The organism is Parafrankia colletiae (assembly GCF_001854655.1).
GTDB classification, from domain to species: domain Bacteria; phylum Actinomycetota; class Actinomycetes; order Frankiales; family Frankiaceae; genus Parafrankia; species Parafrankia colletiae.
In genome coordinates this window covers 266571-282445 of the sequence record NZ_MBLM01000002.1, presented here as the reverse complement: position 1 = coordinate 282445, position 15875 = coordinate 266571, and the positions used below count along the sequence as shown (strand labels likewise).

Genomic DNA, 15875 nt, shown 5'->3' with positions numbered 1-15875 from the left:
GAACACCACCCACGCCCTTTCTCGGGCGCCGTCCCGCGCGGTTCGCTGGATGACCGCGCCGATCGCGAGGTCGTTCTGTCTCCCGAGGCCGTTGTTCGCCACCGGCAGGGCTTTCGCCGTCGCCCGGTGACGTCGAGCGGTGGCCGTCCGGCCACGGCGGGATCCGCCCCGCGCGTCCCCGCGCCGGGCGCGGTCCAGCCGTCAGGCGCCGCTGTGACCTCCGCCGCCGTCCCGGCACCCGCCGTGGCCGGGCTGCCTGCCATCGCCGGGCTGCCCACCGCTGCCGGGCTGCCTGCCATCGCCGGGCTGCCAGCCGGCGCGGCACCGGCCGTACCGGCTGAGCCCACCGACGTTGTCCTGGCCGGTTCCCGTGGCCGATGGGCACGAGTGGCCGGCCGGGCCCGCTCGTACATAGCCCTTATGAAACTGCGGGTCGTGGAGCTGCTCCTGGTCTCCACCGTCCCGGTCATGCTCCTCGCCGAACGCGGCATGCCGTCCTGGTGGCTGATCGTGGTGACGCTGGTCGCGGGCACCCTGTCCGCCGGCAGCGCCAACACCATCAACTGCTACGTCGACCGTGACATCGACCAGCTCATGGGTCGCACCCGCCGCCGGCCGCTCGTCCAGGAGGTCGTCAAGCCGGCCCAGGCGCTGCGTTTCGGCATCGTGCTGGGCATCGTCTCGACCCTGATGTTCGGGCTCCTGGTCAACTGGATCTCGGCCGCGCTGTCCGTCGGCGCGATCGCCTTCTACGTCTTCGTCTACACACTGGGCCTCAAGCGGCGGTCGCCGTCGAACATCGTCATCGGCGGTGCCGCCGGCTGCTTCCCCGTGCTCATCGGCTGGTCCGCGGTCACCGGGACCGTCGGCTGGTCCGCGGTGCTGCTCTTCGCGGTCGTCTTCTTCTGGACGCCGCCGCACTTCTGGGCGCTGGCCATCCGCTTCAAGGACGACTACGCCGCGGCCGGAGTGCCCATGCTGCCCGTGGTGGCGACCGTCGAGGTCGTCACCCGCCGCATCGTGGCCTACTCCTACCTGATGGTCGCGGTCTCGCTGGCTGTCGGCCCGGTCGCCGACATCGGCCTGGTCTACACGGTGCCAGCGGTGATCCTCGGCGCCTGGTTCATCGCCGAGGCGCACCGGATGGCCGGCCGCGCCCGCCGGGGCGAGGACGTGAAGYCGATGCGCCTGTTCCACATGTCGATCACGTACCTGACGCTGCTGTTCGCAGCGCTGGCCGCCGCATCTCTGCTCTGACGGCCTGACCGGTCCCAGCGCATGCGTCGGGGGAGGGACTCCCACCCTCGACGCATGCGGAACGGGAGGACTCATGGCCAGTCCGTCGAACTGGCGTGATGTCAGGGCGCGCACGCGGGCGGCCGATCCCGAGTGGGACAGCGCGGCACGCACGGCCCATCGTGCTGAACTGCGAGGACGGATGCTTGCTTCTGTCAGCGGTGCGCAGCTGGCTGAGATCCGCGGGCAGCTCGGGATGACCCAGGCGCAGCTCGCCGAAGCCACCGGTCTGAGTCAGGCGAGGATCAGCCAGATCGAGAACGGGTCCGCGACGGGTCTTGACGTCCTGCGCTCCTACATCACCGGTCTCGGCGGCCAGCTCGACATCGTCGCCCGCATCGGCAATATCCAGCTCAACATCGCCTGACAGCACCGCAGCGGGCGTGTCCGGTCGCGAGCTCTCCCGACGGTTCCACGAAGGCCTTCCCGTCGTCTATCCAGCCGGTGACCGCCACGGCGGACGGCCCCATCAGCAGGTCGAGGTGACCACCGCGCGGGCGTCCTTCACTGCCCACCTGGGCGTCGACCCCGCCGACGGGCTCGATCTGGCTGCTGGCTGCTGGCTCCGACCCAGATCCTGGCCAGCCTGCCGGCGGCCCGGTCTTCCGATCCTCACCATGCCCGTCCGCCGCCGCGACTACGCGCCCCTTCTCGGCCTGCGGTCACCGGGTGCCGGATGACGCCGGCGCCACGCCGCCTGGTCGGTTCTGGGGCGGCGCCTCGGGCTGCGGCCCCGGTCTCCCTCCCGAACCGTTCGCCGGGGGAGCTCCCCACGAACTGCTCCGTCGCGGCGGAGCAGCGGATCACCGCGTCCCCGAAGAAGGAGCACCACCGTTCGAGGCCCCCCGCCCGGAAGGCTGCGTGCGCGGCCATGTAAGCCTGCGCGTTGGCAAGGAAGTAGAGACCCATCGGGGCGACCAGCTCGTGGACGAGGCCACGCCGACGGGGCATCACCTGCAACAACCAGCGGCCGACCCGGCCGTTGCCGTCACGAAAGGGATGGATCATCACCAGCTGCGCGTAGCCGATGGCCGTCTGCGCCACCGGGCACAGGTCATCCCGCATCAGGAAGGCGCCGAGATCGGCGAGCAGCCGACCGAGATCCTCAGGCGGGGGTGGGACGAACTCCGCCCGCGACGGAGTCGGAACTCCGCCGACCCACACCGTGCCGCTTCGTACGGTCCCCCCGCCCGRCACGACGGCGCGGTGAGCACGGCGCAGCTCCGCCGGGCCCAGCTGCCCGGCCGCAACTCCAGCCGCGCAGGCCCGGGTGAAGCGTCGCAGCTGCCCGTCGCCGACCGGCCTGGAGCCCGCCGGCCCGCCGGCTGACATCCTGGTCAACTGACGCGACGACAGACACTCCACGCCGAGCAGTGCCCGCACCTGCGCACGAGTCCCCGGCCGGGCGGCAAGAGCGTCGAGTGCCCGCATGCGCTCCGCGACCGCGGTCATCACCGGCACGCCCGCCAGCCCGGCGACGGGCTCCGGCACGACCATGTCGTAGGCGGCGCCGTCGTTCCACACTCGGCTGACGCGCCGTTCAGTCCCTGCCACGCACGGAGTTCGCGGCGAATCCGTCGACGGATCGCTCCGATCCGAACATTTTCGTCACGACAGTCCGCCCGCCGCTGCCCGGAGCCCGCTGGGCTCTGGCGAGCCGGTCACGGTCCCGGTCAGACGGTGACCGGGGTCGCGGGTGCCTGGACGCGCGACGTGGACCCGGCCCAGGCGGCCTCGGTGGCGGGGGCCCGTTCGCCCATCGCCAGCCAGAGCTGGATGGTGACGATCCACATCATCGTCGCGCCGGCCATGTGCAGACCGACGAGGAGCGCCGGGATGCCGGTGAAGTACTGGGTGAATCCGATCGCGGCCTGTGCCAGAACGGCCAGCAGGAGGGCGTTGGCACTGCGCCGGGCCTCGGCGGGCGCCGGGGCCAGCCGGACGGCGAAGACCATCGCGAGGGTCAGCCCGGTGAGCACCATCGCGCCGTCGGCGTGCAGCTGGGCGACGTTGACGATGTCGAAGCCGAAGCGCTTCGTCTCCTCGCTGTCTCCGCTGTGCGGGCCGGTGCCGGTCACCACGGTGCCCAGAGCGAGGACGCCGGCGGCGACCACCACGAGCACCCGGGCGAGCCAGGCGAGCTCCCCGCGGACCGCCAGCGGGGTCGGCCCGGCCGCCTGCCGGGCCCGCCGGTGCAGGGCGACGGCGTTGAACAGCAGGACCATCGACAGCAGGAAGTGTGYGGCCACCGTCGCCGGGTGCAGCTTCACCAGCACGGTGATCCCGCCGAGCACGGCCTGGCCGAGGAAGCCGAGCCACAGCCCGAGGGAGAGCAGGAGCAGGTCCCGGCGCTTCTCCCGGAGCAGGCGCGCCGCGATCGGCAGGGCCAGCACCACCAGGCCGACCACGATGCTGATCAGCCGGTTCCCGAACTCGATCGCTCCGTTGAGCGAGTAGGCCGCGTGCGGAGTGAAGGACCCGTCACCGCACTGCGGCCAGGTGGGGCAGCCGAGACCGGAACCGGTCAGCCGGACGGCCCCGCCGGTCACGACGATCGCCGCGAGYAGGACGACGCTGGCAAGCGAGAGCCGCCGGAACGCGCGCAGCCCGATCACGGGAAGCCGGCCAGAGCCGGCCACGGTGGYGTCGCCGTCAGCGCGGACCTTGCTCCGACGAGTGGTAGAAGATGGCATCGCGGCCCATGGTAATCCGCCCGCCCCGACCGGTTCGGGTGTGCACCGCCACTACCGGGGTGYCACCTGCCGGAGCCCCGGCCGCCGGGTGCGGCCCGCCGGTCGGTGGGTCACTCCCAGCGGAACAGCCGGGACGCCAGGCCGAGCGCGCCGACGGACCACGCGGCCAGCACGATCAGGTTGCCGGCCCCCGGTGCGGCACCCTCGGCGAGCACGGCGCGCAGGCCGTCGGACAGCGCGGCGGTGGGCAGCGCCTCGGCGACCACCCGCATCCACCCGGGCAGCTCCTCGAGCGGGAAGACGACCCCGCCGATCAGGAGCAGCAGCAGGTAGACCCCGTTCGCGGCGGCGAGCGTGGCCTCGGCGCGCAGGGTGCCGGCCATCAGCAGCCCCAGGCCGGAGAACGCGGCGGTGCCGAGCAGGACGAGAAGGACCACCCAGCCGACCGAGGCGACCGATCCGTGCGGTTCCCAGCCGAGCGCGAACCCGACCGCGACGAGCAGCACGAGCTGGACGATCTCGACCGCGAGGACGGCCAGCGACTTGCCCGCGAGCAGGATCGACCGGGGCAGGGGGGAGGCGCCGAGCCGCTTGAGGACGCCGTACGAGCGCTCGAACGCGGTGGCGATCGCCTGGCCGGTGAACGCCGTCGACATGATGGCCAGTGCCAGCACGCCGGGGACGAGGAAGTCCACCGAGCGCTGTGCGGTGGCCGACGTCGGCAGGACGTCCACCGCGGCGAAGAAGACCAGCAGCCCGATCGGGATGATCAGGGTCAGCAGCACGGACTCGCCGCGCCGCAGGGTCAGGGTGAGCTCGAGGCGGGTCTGCGCGGCCAGCATGCGCCGGCGGGACGCGGCCCCGGGGGCGGGGCGCAGGTCCAGGACGGCGCCGGCCGGGCGGCTTTCCGCCGGGCGGGTCTCGGCGAGGGGGCTCATCACTCCAGCTCCGTCCCGGTCAGGTCCAGGAACACGTCCTCGAGGGTGCGCTGCTCGACGCGGAGGTCCTCGGCGAGCACGCCGTTGCCCGCGCACCACGCGGTGACCGCGGCGAGCAGCTGCGGGTCGACGGTCCCCTGCACGAGATAGTGCCCGGGCGGGTCCTCCCACCCGGTGGTGCCGTCGGGCAGTGCGAGCAGCAGGCGGCTGACGTCGAGGCCGGCCGGGGCGCGGAAGCGGAGCTGGCCCTCGGCGCCGCCGCGGGTCAGTTCGGCCGGGGTGCCGGCGGCGACGACCCGACCCCGGTTCACGATCGCCACCTGGTCGGCGAGCCGCTCGGCCTCGTCCATCGCGTGCGTGGTGAGCACCACGGTGACGCCGGACAGGCGCAGTTCCTCGATGAGCTCCCAGGTGTCACGCCGGCCCTGGACGTCCAGCCCGGCGGTGGGCTCGTCGAGGAAGACCAGTTCGGGACGGCCGATGACGGCCATCGCCAGGGAGAGCCGCTGCTGCTGCCCGCCGGACAGCCGGCGGAAGGGGACGCTGGCGACGTCTGCCAGCCCCAGCCGTTCCAGCAGGACGCCGGCGTCCAGCGGGTGGGCGTGGTGCGAACCGATGAGTCGGAGCATCTCGCCGGCGCGGGCACCGGGGTACATGCCGCCGGCCTGCAGCATCACGCCGACCCGTGGGCGCAGTGCCGCCGCGTCGCGCAGCGGGTGCAGCCCGAGCACGCGGACCTCGCCGCTGTCGGCGGCCCGGAAGCCCTCGCAGATCTCGATGGTGGTGGTCTTGCCGGCGCCGTTCGGGCCGAGCACCGCCGTCACGGACCCCGCGGCGACCTGCAGCGAAAGCCCGTCCACCGCATGCACGTGGGTGGTGACCGCCGGGGCCTCGTCCGGCTTGGCCTCGGTGCTGACGTCGGCGAGGGTGGCGGCGCCCGGCCGGTCGGTGCTGCCAGGCGGATCGGCCCGATCGGCCCGATCGGTCGGGCTCGAAGCGTGGACCCGGGTGCGCTGGCGACCGCGGCGCCGCTGCGCCGGYGGGCCGGCTGGCGGCTCCGGCGCTCCCGCGCGCAGGTAGCGCGGCCGTGTCTGCCCCCCGGCCGGCGCGCGCCGGTAGGTCTTGACCAGATCGGTCACCTCGACTGCCAGGACCTCGGTCACGCCGCTGATCCTACGGACTGCGCAGCGGTGCCCGGTCGGGCCGATCACGCTGACCGTGCGCGGGTGGACTACCGGCGGGAGGGTGACTGCGGGGGCCGGAACGCCGGCGGCCGGCGGCGCCCCCCGGTGGGCGTTGCCTCACCGGGGTCGACCAGCGTGCCCCAGGCCACGAGCCGCTCGTAGAGGACCGAGGGAGTGGTGCTGTACAGCCGCGACAGCGACTGCAGGTCGGAGCGCCGGAGCCGCAGCACGTCCCGTGAGCTGTCCGAGCGCAGCACCTGCACGATGGCGATCCACCGGCGCAGCGGGCCGGTCCGTGTCGGCGGCAGCTTCCGCAACCGGCGCAGGTCGATGACCAGCGGCGGGAGGTCGTCGGTCTCACGGCGCTCGACCGGCGGCGGGACGAGCAGTGTCGCCGGGACGTCGTACAGTTCGGCGAGCTCGACCAGGCGGTGCACCCGCAGGGTCCGGCTGCCTCGCTCGTAGGCGCCGAGCGTGCCGGCAGTCCACCGCCCCTCGGTGCGTTCCTGGACGTCGAGGAGGGACAGTCCGCGTCGGTTGCGGGCAGCTCGGAGGCGGCGGCCCAGTTCCAGGGCGTAGTCCGCGTCGGTCACGGTCTCCGTCCGGGGTGATGTGCGCGGCGGGAGACGCCAACCGCCCCCGGGGTACAGGTTGACAGGAATCATGGCGTGGGACAGCCACTTTTCCCAATCGGCGGCCAGTCGGTGTTGTCTTTCAGTGGGCTTGGATCGTTGTCCTGGTGTGAGGCCTCGCGTGCTGCCGGGACGGATCCCGGCCAAACGGCCAGGCCAGCCGGAGTGGCGAACCGCTCAGTCGCGGTCCCAGTCGCGCGACCGCTCGACGGCGCGCAGCCACCGGCCGTACAGGTCCTCGCGCTGGTCCGCGCCCAGCGACGGCCGGTACCGGCGCGCGGTGCGCCGGAGGGCGTCCAGCTCGGCGCGGCCCGAGTACAGGCCGGTGGCGAGCCCGGCGAGGTAGCCGGAGCCGAGTGCGGTCGTCTCGGTGTTCTCCGGGACGTCCACCTCGACTCCGAGGATGTCGGCCTGGAACTGCATCAGCCACGGGTTGCGGGCCGCGCCGCCGTCCGCGCGCAGCTCGGTGACGGTCACGCCGGCGCCGGCCGCCATCTCCTCGACGACGTCCCGGGTCTGGTACGCGATGGCCTCCAACACCGCCCGGGCCAGGTGCGCGGGGCTGGTCGCGCGGGTCAGGCCGATGATCATCCCGCGGGCGCGGGGGTCCCAGTGCGGTGCGCCCAGCCCGGCGAGCGCGGGGACGAAGTAGACGCCGTCGTTGCCCGCCAGCGACCCGGCCAGCTCCGCGGTCTGCGCGCTGTCGGAGATGACGCCGAGCCCGTCCCGCAACCACTGGACGGCGGAGCCGGTGGACAGGATCGCGCCCTCCAGCGCGTAGGTGAGGGGCTCGCCGTCGAGCCCGAACGCGACCGTCCGCAGCAGCGACGTCTGCGGCGCGGGCGGCGCCGTGCCCGTGTTGACCAGGACGAACGAGCCGGTGCCGTAGGTGTTCTTGGCCTGGCCGGGGGCGAAGCAGGCCTGGGCGAACAGCGCGGCCTGTTGGTCGCCGACGACCGCGGCGATCGGCACCCCGACACCGAGGAAGGACCCGGGGTCGGTGTGGGCGTAGACCCGGGAGCTCGGCACGATCTCCGGCAACGGCTCCGCGGGCAGGCCCAGCAGCTCCAGCATCTCCTCCGACCAGGTGCCGCTCGCCAGGTCGAAGAGCATCGTGCGGGAGGCGTTGGTGACGTCGGTCAGGTGGACCCGGCCGCCGGTCAGCCGCCACACCAGCCAGGAGTCGACCGTGCCGAACGCGACCCGGCCAGCTTCGGCCGCCTGCCGCGCGCCCGGCACGTGGTCGAGTACCCAGGCCGCCTTCGTGCCGGAGAAGTAGGGGTCGAGGACCAGGCCGGTGCGCTCCTGCACCAGGGCGGCATGGCCGGCCGCGGCGAGGCGCTCGCACGCGGCGGCGGTGCGCCGGTCCTGCCAGACGATGGCCGGGTACAGCGGGCGCCCGGTCCGGCGCTCCCACAGCACGGTGGTCTCGCGCTGGTTGGTGATGCCCAGCGCCGCCAGGTCGGCGGGGCGGCGGCCGGCGTCCGCGAGGGCGTCGGCGACGGCGCCGACGACGCTGGCCAGCAGGTCCTCCGGGTCCTGCTCGACCCATCCGGGCCGGGGGAAGGACGTCTCGACCGCGCGGTATCCGCGGCCGACGACCGTGGCCTCGGCGTCGAGCAGACAGACCGTGGTACCGCTGGTGCCCTGGTCCACCGCCGCGACAAGCATGTCCGAGTCCCTCCGCCCACGGGCCGTCCGGCCATCGTCGCCCTGCGTGCAGCCTGGTCGCCACGCCGCGCCGCGCCGCGCCGGGCGGTCCGACCACGGTAGTGGGGCCCGCCGGTCAGGACAGGGAGGAGAGGTCCACGGAGCTCGTCGGGGCGGTGATCGAGACCGCGGCGTCGTAGTCGGAGAACTCCATCCGGCCCTCCTCGCCGTCCAGCATGTCCATCCGCAGCGGGACGGGCTCGCCGGTGTTCGCCGCCCAGAGGCGGGTCCCTCCCGGGCTGCCCGCGACCACGGCACGGCGCCCGCCGACCTCCTCGGTGGTCACCTCACCGTCGAGCGCCGCCACGTACTCGCCGAGCGCCTGGACGAACCCCTCGATGCTGAAAAAGCGGTACTGGGCCGCCGCCTCCGTGGACAGTCGCACCCACTGGTCGGCCAGCAGCTCCGCGGCGTCACCCTCGCCGATCGACTCGTAGTACTCGCGACTGCCCTTGGTGAAGGTGTCGTCGTCCACCTTCACCAGCTCGGCGACGATCTGCCCGGAGGTCACGGTGCCGCGGGCCGACGAGCCGGCCATCACCAGGTCGTAGGTGGTCGTGCCGTCGCTGGACGGGTCCTGGACGGTGCCGAGGACGCGCACGCTGCCGGCGTCGCGCAGCGCTTCCACCGACCGTGTCCCGACCTCGGCGGGGGAGGCCTTCTCCAGGCCGTTGGTCTCCGTGTCGCCGCCGCAGGCGGTGACGCCCGCAGCCACGACGGCCAGGGCGACCGTGGCGACGGCGCCGCGCCAGGGGGAGGCCAGCCGGCGGCGTGTCCGCGGCCGGGCTGCCGGGGTGCCGGCCTGTCCCGTGCCTGCCAGGCTCGTGGCGGCCATGACCGCGCCGCCGGGGCCGATCGTGCGAATCGTCCGCATCTCGCAGCACCTTCCCGTACGTCGCATGCCGCCCGAAAGTGTCCCATCCCGGGCGCGGTGTGCTGCGTGGCGGGTGGGTCACAGCCGGCTCCGAGGCAGGCCGCGGCGCTGAAACCGCGGGTCGCGTGCCCGGGTGGATCACGGTGCTGTGTCGCAGATCCGACGCTGTGAAAGAGATCTCCGGACGGTCGGGTGATCTGCGGCTCCTCGGTTCGACCGCGTCACGGAAATAGGGCACACTGGTGTTGTGAAAAGCGGGCAGGAGGTTCCATCGGGCGTGGCCGACGGCCGCACCCGGGACCGCGTCGTCCGCCTCCTGCTCGAGCGCGGCCCCTCCACGGCAGCCGATCTCTCCCACGAGCTCGGGCTGTCGCCCGCCGCCGTCCGCCGCCATCTCGACGCGATGACCTCGGACGGCACGATCACGACCACCTCGACCGGGGTGCGTGGCCCTCGCGGGCGGGGCCGTCCGGCCCGGCGCTACACGCTCACCGAGGCCGGGCATCAGGCCGGGCCGACGGCATACTCCGACCTGGCGGCCGGCGCGCTGCGGTTCCTCGCGGACGCCTGCGGCCCGGAGGCCGTCGCCGAGTTCGCCCGGGCCCGCGGGGTCGATCTCGAGCGCCAGATCCGCGACGAGGTGGTCGCGGTTCCGCCGGCCGAGCGGCCGGAGGCGATCGCCGCGGCCATGACCCAGGCCGGGTACACCGCCAGCGTCTCCGAGCTGCCGACCGGCACCCAGATCTGCCAGCATCACTGCCCGGTGCAGCACGTGGCCGAGCGGTTCCCGGCGCTGTGTGAGGCCGAGACGGCGATGCTCGCGCGGCTCCTCGACACCCACGTGCAGCGGCTGGCGACGATCGCGCACGGCGACGGCGTCTGCACCACCCATATCCCGGTGATCCCCGTGGAGGCGATCACGGTGCTCCCGCCCGTCGGGAGTGCCGCGGCAGCCGAGCCCACGCCATCGCCGGGTGCACCGCCCGACACGGCCTCGTCAGGGTCCGGGCGGACATCACAACCATCCTCATTTTCGGAAGGTTCCCTATGACCACCTCTGCCGAGACCGCCCTTGAGGGCCTTGGCTCCTACCGGTTCGGCTGGGCAGATGCGGACGCCTACGCCGTCGACGTGGAGCGCGGCCTCTCCGAAGCAGTTGTTCGCAGCATCTCGGCGAAGAAGAACGAGCCGTCATGGATGATCGACCTGCGGCTCAAGGGGCTGAAGCTCTTCGAGCGCAAGCCCATGCCGACCTGGGGCGCGGACCTGTCCGGGATCGACTTCGACAACATCAAGTACTTCGTCCGGTCGACGGAGAAGCAGGCCGCCGAGTGGAACGAGCTGCCGGAGGACATCCGCGCCACCTATGACCGGCTCGGCATCCCCGAGGCGGAGAAGCAGCGGCTGATCTCCGGTGTCGCGGCCCAGTACGAGTCCGAGGTCGTCTACCACAAGATCCGTGAGGATCTCGAGGAGCAGGGTGTCATCTTCCTCGACACCGACTCGGGCCTGCGTGARCACCCGGAGATCTTCCAGGAGTACTTCGGCTCGGTGATCCCGGTCGGCGACAACAAGTTCGCCGCGCTGAACACCTCGGTGTGGTCCGGTGGCTCGTTCATCTACGTCCCGCCGGGTGTGCAGGTCGAGATCCCGCTGCAGGCCTACTTCCGGATCAACACGGAGAACATGGGTCAGTTCGAGCGGACCCTGATCATCGTCGACGAGGGTGCGTACGTCCACTACGTCGAGGGCTGCACGGCACYGGTGTACTCGTCCGACTCGCTGCACTCCGCGGTGGTCGAGATCATCGTGAAGAAGAACGCGCGCTGCCGCTACACGACCATCCAGAACTGGTCGAACAACGTCTACAACCTCGTCACGAAGCGGGCCGCCTGCCACGAGGGCGCCACCATGGAGTGGATCGACGGCAACATCGGCTCCAAGGTGACGATGAAGTACCCGGCGGTGTGGATGCTCGGCGAGCAGGCCCACGGCGAGGTGCTCTCGGTCGCTTTCGCAGGTGAGGGGCAGCACCAGGACGCCGGCGCGAAGATGGTGCACGCCGCGCCGCGGACGTCGTCGAAGATCGTGTCGAAGTCCGTGGCCCGCGGCGGCGGCCGTACCTCGTACCGTGGCCTGGTCCAGATCAACGAGGGCTCGCACGCCTCGCGGTCGTCGGTGAAGTGTGACGCGCTGCTGGTCGACACGATCAGCCGTTCCGACACCTACCCCTATGTCGACGTCCGCGAGGACGACGCCTCCATCGGGCACGAGGCCAGCGTCTCCAAGGTCGGCGAGGACCAGCTCTTCTACCTGATGAGCCGCGGCCTGTCCGAGGACGAGGCGATGGCCATGGTCGTGCGCGGCTTCATCGAGCCGATCGCGCGCGAGCTGCCCATGGAGTACGCCCTCGAACTCAACCGGCTCATCGAGCTCCAGATGGAAGGCGCAGTCGGCTGATGGCCGTCATCGATGCCACGGGACGCCCTCCCGCGCAGGCTGGCGCGGCACCGCGTCCCGTCCGGTCCCGTGACCCCGAGGACCACGTCGTACCCGGTGGCCGGGAGGAGGCGTGGCGGTTCACCCCGCTGCGCCGCCTGCGCGGCCTGCTGAACGGGCCGCCGAGCGACACCAAGATCGACGTCTCGGTCGCCGCGCCGGACGGCGTGGAGGTCGAGCGGCTCGCCGCCACCGACTCCCGGATCGGGCGGGTCCTGACCCCGGCCGACCGCCCCGCCGCGTTCGCCATGGCCCGCGCGGACGGTGGGGTCTCCGTCACCGTTCCGGGCGAGGCGGCGCTGACCGAGCCGGTCATCGTGCGCCTGCACGGCGACGGCGGGGTCGCCTACGAGCACGTGCTCGTCGAGCTCGGGCCRTTCGCCTCCGCGACGGTGGTGCTCGACCACACCGGCAGCGCCGCGTTCGCCGGCACCGTCGAGGTGTTCATCGGCCACGGCGCCGCGCTGACCTTCGTCAGCCTCCAGGACTGGGCCGACGACGCCGTCCACCTGGGCTCGCACGCCTTCTCGGTGGGCCGGGACGCCCGCCTGCGGTCGTTCACCGTGACCCTCGGCGGCGACCTCGTCCGGCTCAACCCGACGGTGGAGTACCGCGGGCCCGGCGGCGACGCCGAGCTCTACGGCCTGTTCTTCACCGACACCGGGCAGCACCAGGAGCACCGCCTGCTGGTCGACCACCAGGCGCGGAACTGCCGCAGCCGGGTCGTCTACAAGGGCGCCCTGCAGGGCGCCGGGGCGCACGCGGTGTGGATCGGCGACGTGGTGATCGGTGCCGACGCCGTCGGCACGGACACCTACGAGCTGAACCGCAACCTGGTGCTCACCGACGGTGCCCGCGCCGACTCGGTGCCCAACCTGGAGATCCTCACCGGCGAGGTCGTCGGCGCCGGCCACGCCAGCGCGACCGGGCGGTTCGACGACGAGTCGCTGTTCTACCTGATGTCGCGAGGCATCCCGGCCGACGAGGCACGCCGGCTGGTCGTCCGCGGGTTCTTCGCCGAGATCGTCGACCGGATCGACATCCCCGAACTGCGTGAGCGGATCATGGCGCGGGTCGAGGAGGAGCTGGCGGCGGTGGGCGTATGACCACACCGAGCAGCACAGGCGCCGCCCAGAGCGCGGCGGGATCTTCCTGGCGGCGCGCCTGCGCCGTCTCCGACCTGGCTGACGAGGCCGCGCTCGGCGTCGAGATCGACGGCGAGCCGGTGTGCCTCGTCCGGTCGGGCGGCCGGTACTACGCGGTGCGGGACGAGTGCTCCCACGCCGAGGTGATGCTCTCCGAGGGCGAGGTCGAGAACGGCCGCATCGAGTGCTGGCTGCACGGCTCCCAGTTCGACCTGACCACGGGTGAGCCGACGAGCCTGCCGGCCATCGACCCGGTGCCCACCTACCCAGTGACCATCGACGGCGACGACATCCTCGTCGACCTTCACACGAACCCGAAGCGAGGGTGACGACAGCGGTGTCTGTTCTCGAGATCCGCAACCTGCACGTGTCGGTCGACACCGACACGGACGGCCCGCGCGAGATCCTGCGCGGCGTCGACCTCACCGTCCGCAAGGGCGAGACCCACGCGATCATGGGGCCGAACGGCTCCGGCAAGTCCACGCTCTCCTACTCGGTCGCGGGCCACCCCAAGTACAAGGTCACCGAGGGCACCGTGACCCTCGACGGCGAGGACGTCCTCGCGATGTCCGTCGACGCGCGGGCGCGGGCCGGGATCTTCCTGGCGATGCAGTACCCGGTCGAGGTGCCCGGCGTCTCGGTGTCGAACTTCCTGCGCTCCTCGGTGACGGCGGTGCGGGGCGAGGCCCCGAAGCTGCGCACCTGGGTCAAGGAGGTCAAGGAGTCGATGGCCGGGCTGGAGATGGACCCGGCGTTCGCCGAGCGCAGCGTCAACGAGGGCTTCTCCGGCGGTGAGAAGAAGCGCCACGAGATCCTGCAGATGAAGCTGCTCGCGCCGAAGATCGCCATCCTCGACGAGACCGACTCCGGCCTGGACGTCGACGCTCTGCGCATCGTCTCGGCCGGCATCGAGGCGGTGCGGGCCAAGGGGGAGACGGGCATCCTGCTCATCACCCACTACACCCGCATCCTGCGTTACGTGAAGCCCGAGTTCGTGCACGTCATGGCGGGCGGGCGGATCGTCGACGCGGGTGGCCCCGAGCTCGCGGCGACGCTGGAGGAGTCCGGCTACGACCGGTACGTGAAGACCACAGAGCCGGCGGCGATCTCATGACGGTCATCGAGACCCGCCAGCCGGGAGCCGACACGGTGACCACGCCCGGGTTCGACGTCGAGCGGGTCCGYCGCGACTTCCCGATCCTCGCCCGCACCRTGCACGACGGCCTGCCGCTGGTCTACCTGGACAGCGCCGCGACGTCGCAGAAGCCGCTGGCCGTCCTCGACGCCGAGCGGACCTACTACGAGCGGCACAACGCCAACRTGCACCGCGGCATCCACGTGCTCGCCGAGGAGGCCACGGCCCTCTACGAGGACGCGCGGGACAGGATCGCGGCGTTCGTCGGCGCGCCCGACCGGCGCGAGATCGTGTTCACGAAGAACTCCTCCGAGGCGCTGAACCTGGTCGCCTACGCGATGAGCAACGCGGTCTCCGGTGGGGCGGAGGCGGAGCGCTTCCGGCTCGGGCCCGGCGACGAGGTCGTCATCACCGAGATGGAGCACCACTCCAACCTGGTGCCCTGGCAGATGCTGTGCGCCCGCACCGGCGCCACCCTGCGCTGGATCGGCCTCACCGAGGACGGCCGGCTCGACCTGGCCCACCTCGACGAGGTCATCACCGAGCGGGCGAAGGTCGTCTCCTTCGTCCACCAGTCCAACATCCTGGGCACGGTGAACCCGGTCGCGACGATCGTCGCCCGGGCCCGTGAGGTCGGCGCGCTCACCGTGCTCGACGGCTCGCAGTCGGTGCCGCACATGCCGATCGACGTCGTCGCGCTCGGCGTGGACTTCCTCGCCTTCACCGGGCACAAGATGTGCGGGCCCACCGGCATCGGTGTGCTGTGGGGCCGGCGCGAGCTGCTCGAGGTCATGCCCCCGTTCCTCGGCGGCGGCGAGATGATCGAGGTCGTCACGATGGAGGCCTCGACCTACGCGGCCCCGCCGCACCGGTTCGAGGCCGGCACGCCGATGATCTCCCAGGCGGTGGCGCTCGGCGCCGCCGTCGACTACCTGACCGGCCTGGGCATGGACGCCGTCGCCGCGCACGAGCACGAGGTCACCGCCTACGCGCTCGACGCGCTGGCGGCCGTGCCGGGCCTGCGGATCATCGGCCCGCCGACGCCGCAGGACCGCGGCGGGGCGATCTCCTTCGCCCTGCGCGACTCCGACGACCGGCCGCTGCACCCGCACGACATCGGCCAGATCCTGGACGAGCAGGGCATCGCGGTGCGGGTCGGGCACCACTGCGCCCGCCCGGTCTGCCTGCGGTACGGGGTCCCGGCGACGACCCGGGCGTCGTTCCACCTCTACACGACGACCGCCGAGGTCGACGCGCTGGTGGAAGGTCTCGGGCAGGTCAGGAGGTTCTTCCTGAGGTGAAGCTCGACTCCATGTACCAGGAGATCATCCTGGATCACTACCGCAACCCGCACCACCGCGGCCTACGGGACCCGTTCGACGCCGAGGTGCACCACGTCAATCCGACCTGCGGCGACGAGGTGACCCTGCGGGTCCGCGTCGCCGACGGTGTCGTGGCGGACGTGTCCTACGAGAGCGAGGGCTGCTCGATCAGCCAGGCGTCGGCGAGCGTGATGGCCGACCTGGTGATCGGGAAGTCGGTGGCGGCGGCGCTGGAGCTCGAACGCGAGTTCCTGGCGCTGATGCAGTCGCGCGGCACCCAGGAGGGTGACGAGGAGGTCCTGGAGGACGCGGTCGCGTTCGCGGGCGTCTCCAAGTACCCGGCCCGGGTGAAGTGCGCCCTGCTGTCGTGGATGGCCTGGAAGGACGCCACCGCGCAGGCCACCGGTGCCGCCACCCGGACCGCCGTCCCGAAGCAGGAGACATGAC

At 72.3% G+C, this 15875-nt stretch carries 16 protein-coding genes; 9 read left to right on the top strand and 7 right to left on the bottom strand.

Annotated elements, in window-relative coordinates:
• Positions 1-213 precede the first annotated feature (213 nt).
• Both CC117_RS01300 and CC117_RS01295 read left to right on the top strand, forming a co-directional pair.
• Complete coding sequence (locus CC117_RS01300; protein ID WP_241829721.1) at positions 214-1257, top strand: heme o synthase; 1044 nt, start codon at positions 214-216, stop codon at positions 1255-1257.
• A gap of 73 nt (positions 1258-1330) precedes the next feature.
• Positions 1331-1663: a helix-turn-helix domain-containing protein gene (locus CC117_RS01295; RefSeq protein WP_071081856.1), complete on the top strand. Its 333-nt coding sequence runs from the start codon at positions 1331-1333 to the stop codon at positions 1661-1663.
• Between the two features lie 245 nt (positions 1664-1908).
• On the opposite strand, the gene CC117_RS01290 is transcribed toward CC117_RS01295, so the two are convergent.
• The 7 genes from CC117_RS01290 to CC117_RS01260 all read right to left on the bottom strand — a co-directional run bounded on the left by CC117_RS01290 (position 1909) and on the right by CC117_RS01260 (position 9327).
• Positions 1909-2850 (bottom strand): Fic family protein, encoded by a 942-nt coding sequence (locus CC117_RS01290; RefSeq protein WP_131802991.1) that lies wholly within the window; start codon positions 2848-2850, stop codon positions 1909-1911.
• A gap of 119 nt (positions 2851-2969) precedes the next feature.
• Positions 2970-3935, bottom strand: a complete 966-nt coding sequence (locus CC117_RS01285; RefSeq protein WP_071081854.1) for a COX15/CtaA family protein — start codon at positions 3933-3935, stop codon at positions 2970-2972.
• 164 nt (positions 3936-4099) lie between these two features.
• Complete coding sequence (locus CC117_RS01280) at positions 4100-4927, bottom strand: ABC transporter permease (RefSeq protein ID WP_084131215.1); 828 nt, start codon at positions 4925-4927, stop codon at positions 4100-4102.
• A complete protein-coding gene (locus CC117_RS01275; RefSeq protein ID WP_071081853.1) occupies positions 4927-6090 on the bottom strand; it encodes an ABC transporter ATP-binding protein in 1164 nt (387 codons plus the stop codon). The genes CC117_RS01280 and CC117_RS01275 overlap by 1 nt, the downstream gene beginning before the upstream one ends.
• Positions 6091-6158: 68 nt before the next feature.
• A complete protein-coding gene (locus CC117_RS01270; RefSeq protein ID WP_071081852.1) occupies positions 6159-6704 on the bottom strand; it encodes a transcriptional regulator in 546 nt (181 codons plus the stop codon).
• A 216-nt stretch (positions 6705-6920) separates the two neighbouring features.
• Positions 6921-8414 (bottom strand): glycerol kinase GlpK, encoded by a 1494-nt coding sequence (gene glpK, locus CC117_RS01265; protein WP_071081851.1) that lies wholly within the window; start codon positions 8412-8414, stop codon positions 6921-6923.
• A 115-nt stretch (positions 8415-8529) separates the two neighbouring features.
• Positions 8530-9327 carry a hypothetical protein gene (locus CC117_RS01260; RefSeq protein ID WP_071081850.1) on the bottom strand — a complete coding sequence of 266 codons (798 nt, stop codon included), beginning with the start codon at positions 9325-9327 and terminating at the stop codon, positions 8530-8532.
• A gap of 277 nt (positions 9328-9604) precedes the next feature.
• Between CC117_RS01260 and CC117_RS01255 the strand changes: the two genes are divergently transcribed.
• From CC117_RS01255 to sufU, 7 genes are read left to right on the top strand one after another with little or no spacing between them, the layout of a single operon-like run.
• Positions 9605-10378 (top strand): helix-turn-helix transcriptional regulator, encoded by a 774-nt coding sequence (locus CC117_RS01255; protein WP_116287662.1) that lies wholly within the window; start codon positions 9605-9607, stop codon positions 10376-10378.
• Positions 10375-11787, top strand: a complete 1413-nt coding sequence (sufB, locus tag CC117_RS01250) for a Fe-S cluster assembly protein SufB (protein ID WP_071081848.1) — start codon at positions 10375-10377, stop codon at positions 11785-11787. Before CC117_RS01255 ends, sufB begins: the two co-directional genes overlap by 4 nt.
• On the top strand, positions 11787-12932 hold the full coding sequence (sufD, locus tag CC117_RS01245) for a Fe-S cluster assembly protein SufD (protein ID WP_071081847.1): 1146 nt from the start codon (positions 11787-11789) through the stop codon (positions 12930-12932). Before sufB ends, sufD begins: the two co-directional genes overlap by 1 nt.
• Positions 12929-13300: a non-heme iron oxygenase ferredoxin subunit gene (locus tag CC117_RS01240; protein WP_071081846.1), complete on the top strand. Its 372-nt coding sequence runs from the start codon at positions 12929-12931 to the stop codon at positions 13298-13300. The genes sufD and CC117_RS01240 overlap by 4 nt, the downstream gene beginning before the upstream one ends.
• A gap of 8 nt (positions 13301-13308) precedes the next feature.
• Entirely contained in the window at positions 13309-14085 is a 777-nt protein-coding gene (sufC, locus tag CC117_RS01235; protein WP_198541682.1) for a Fe-S cluster assembly ATPase SufC, read from the top strand.
• Positions 14082-15407 carry a cysteine desulfurase gene (locus tag CC117_RS01230; protein ID WP_071081844.1) on the top strand — a complete coding sequence of 442 codons (1326 nt, stop codon included), beginning with the start codon at positions 14082-14084 and terminating at the stop codon, positions 15405-15407. The genes sufC and CC117_RS01230 overlap by 4 nt, the downstream gene beginning before the upstream one ends.
• Entirely contained in the window at positions 15404-15874 is a 471-nt protein-coding gene (sufU, locus tag CC117_RS01225) for a Fe-S cluster assembly sulfur transfer protein SufU (protein ID WP_071081843.1), read from the top strand. Before CC117_RS01230 ends, sufU begins: the two co-directional genes overlap by 4 nt.
• Position 15875: the final 1 nt, after the last annotated feature.

Coding starts and splice junctions, on each gene's coding strand:
- CC117_RS01240 (WP_071081846.1), top strand. CDS start 12,929: ATGACCACACCGAGCAGCACAGGCGCCGCCCAGAGCGCGGCGGGATCT.
- CC117_RS01295 (WP_071081856.1), top strand. CDS start 1,331: ATGGCCAGTCCGTCGAACTGGCGTGATGTCAGGGCGCGCACGCGGGCG.
- glpK (WP_071081851.1), bottom strand. CDS start 8,414: ATGCTTGTCGCGGCGGTGGACCAGGGCACCAGCGGTACCACGGTCTGT.
- CC117_RS01260 (WP_071081850.1), bottom strand. CDS start 9,327: ATGCGGACGATTCGCACGATCGGCCCCGGCGGCGCGGTCATGGCCGCC.
- CC117_RS01280 (WP_084131215.1), bottom strand. CDS start 4,927: ATGAGCCCCCTCGCCGAGACCCGCCCGGCGGAAAGCCGCCCGGCCGGC.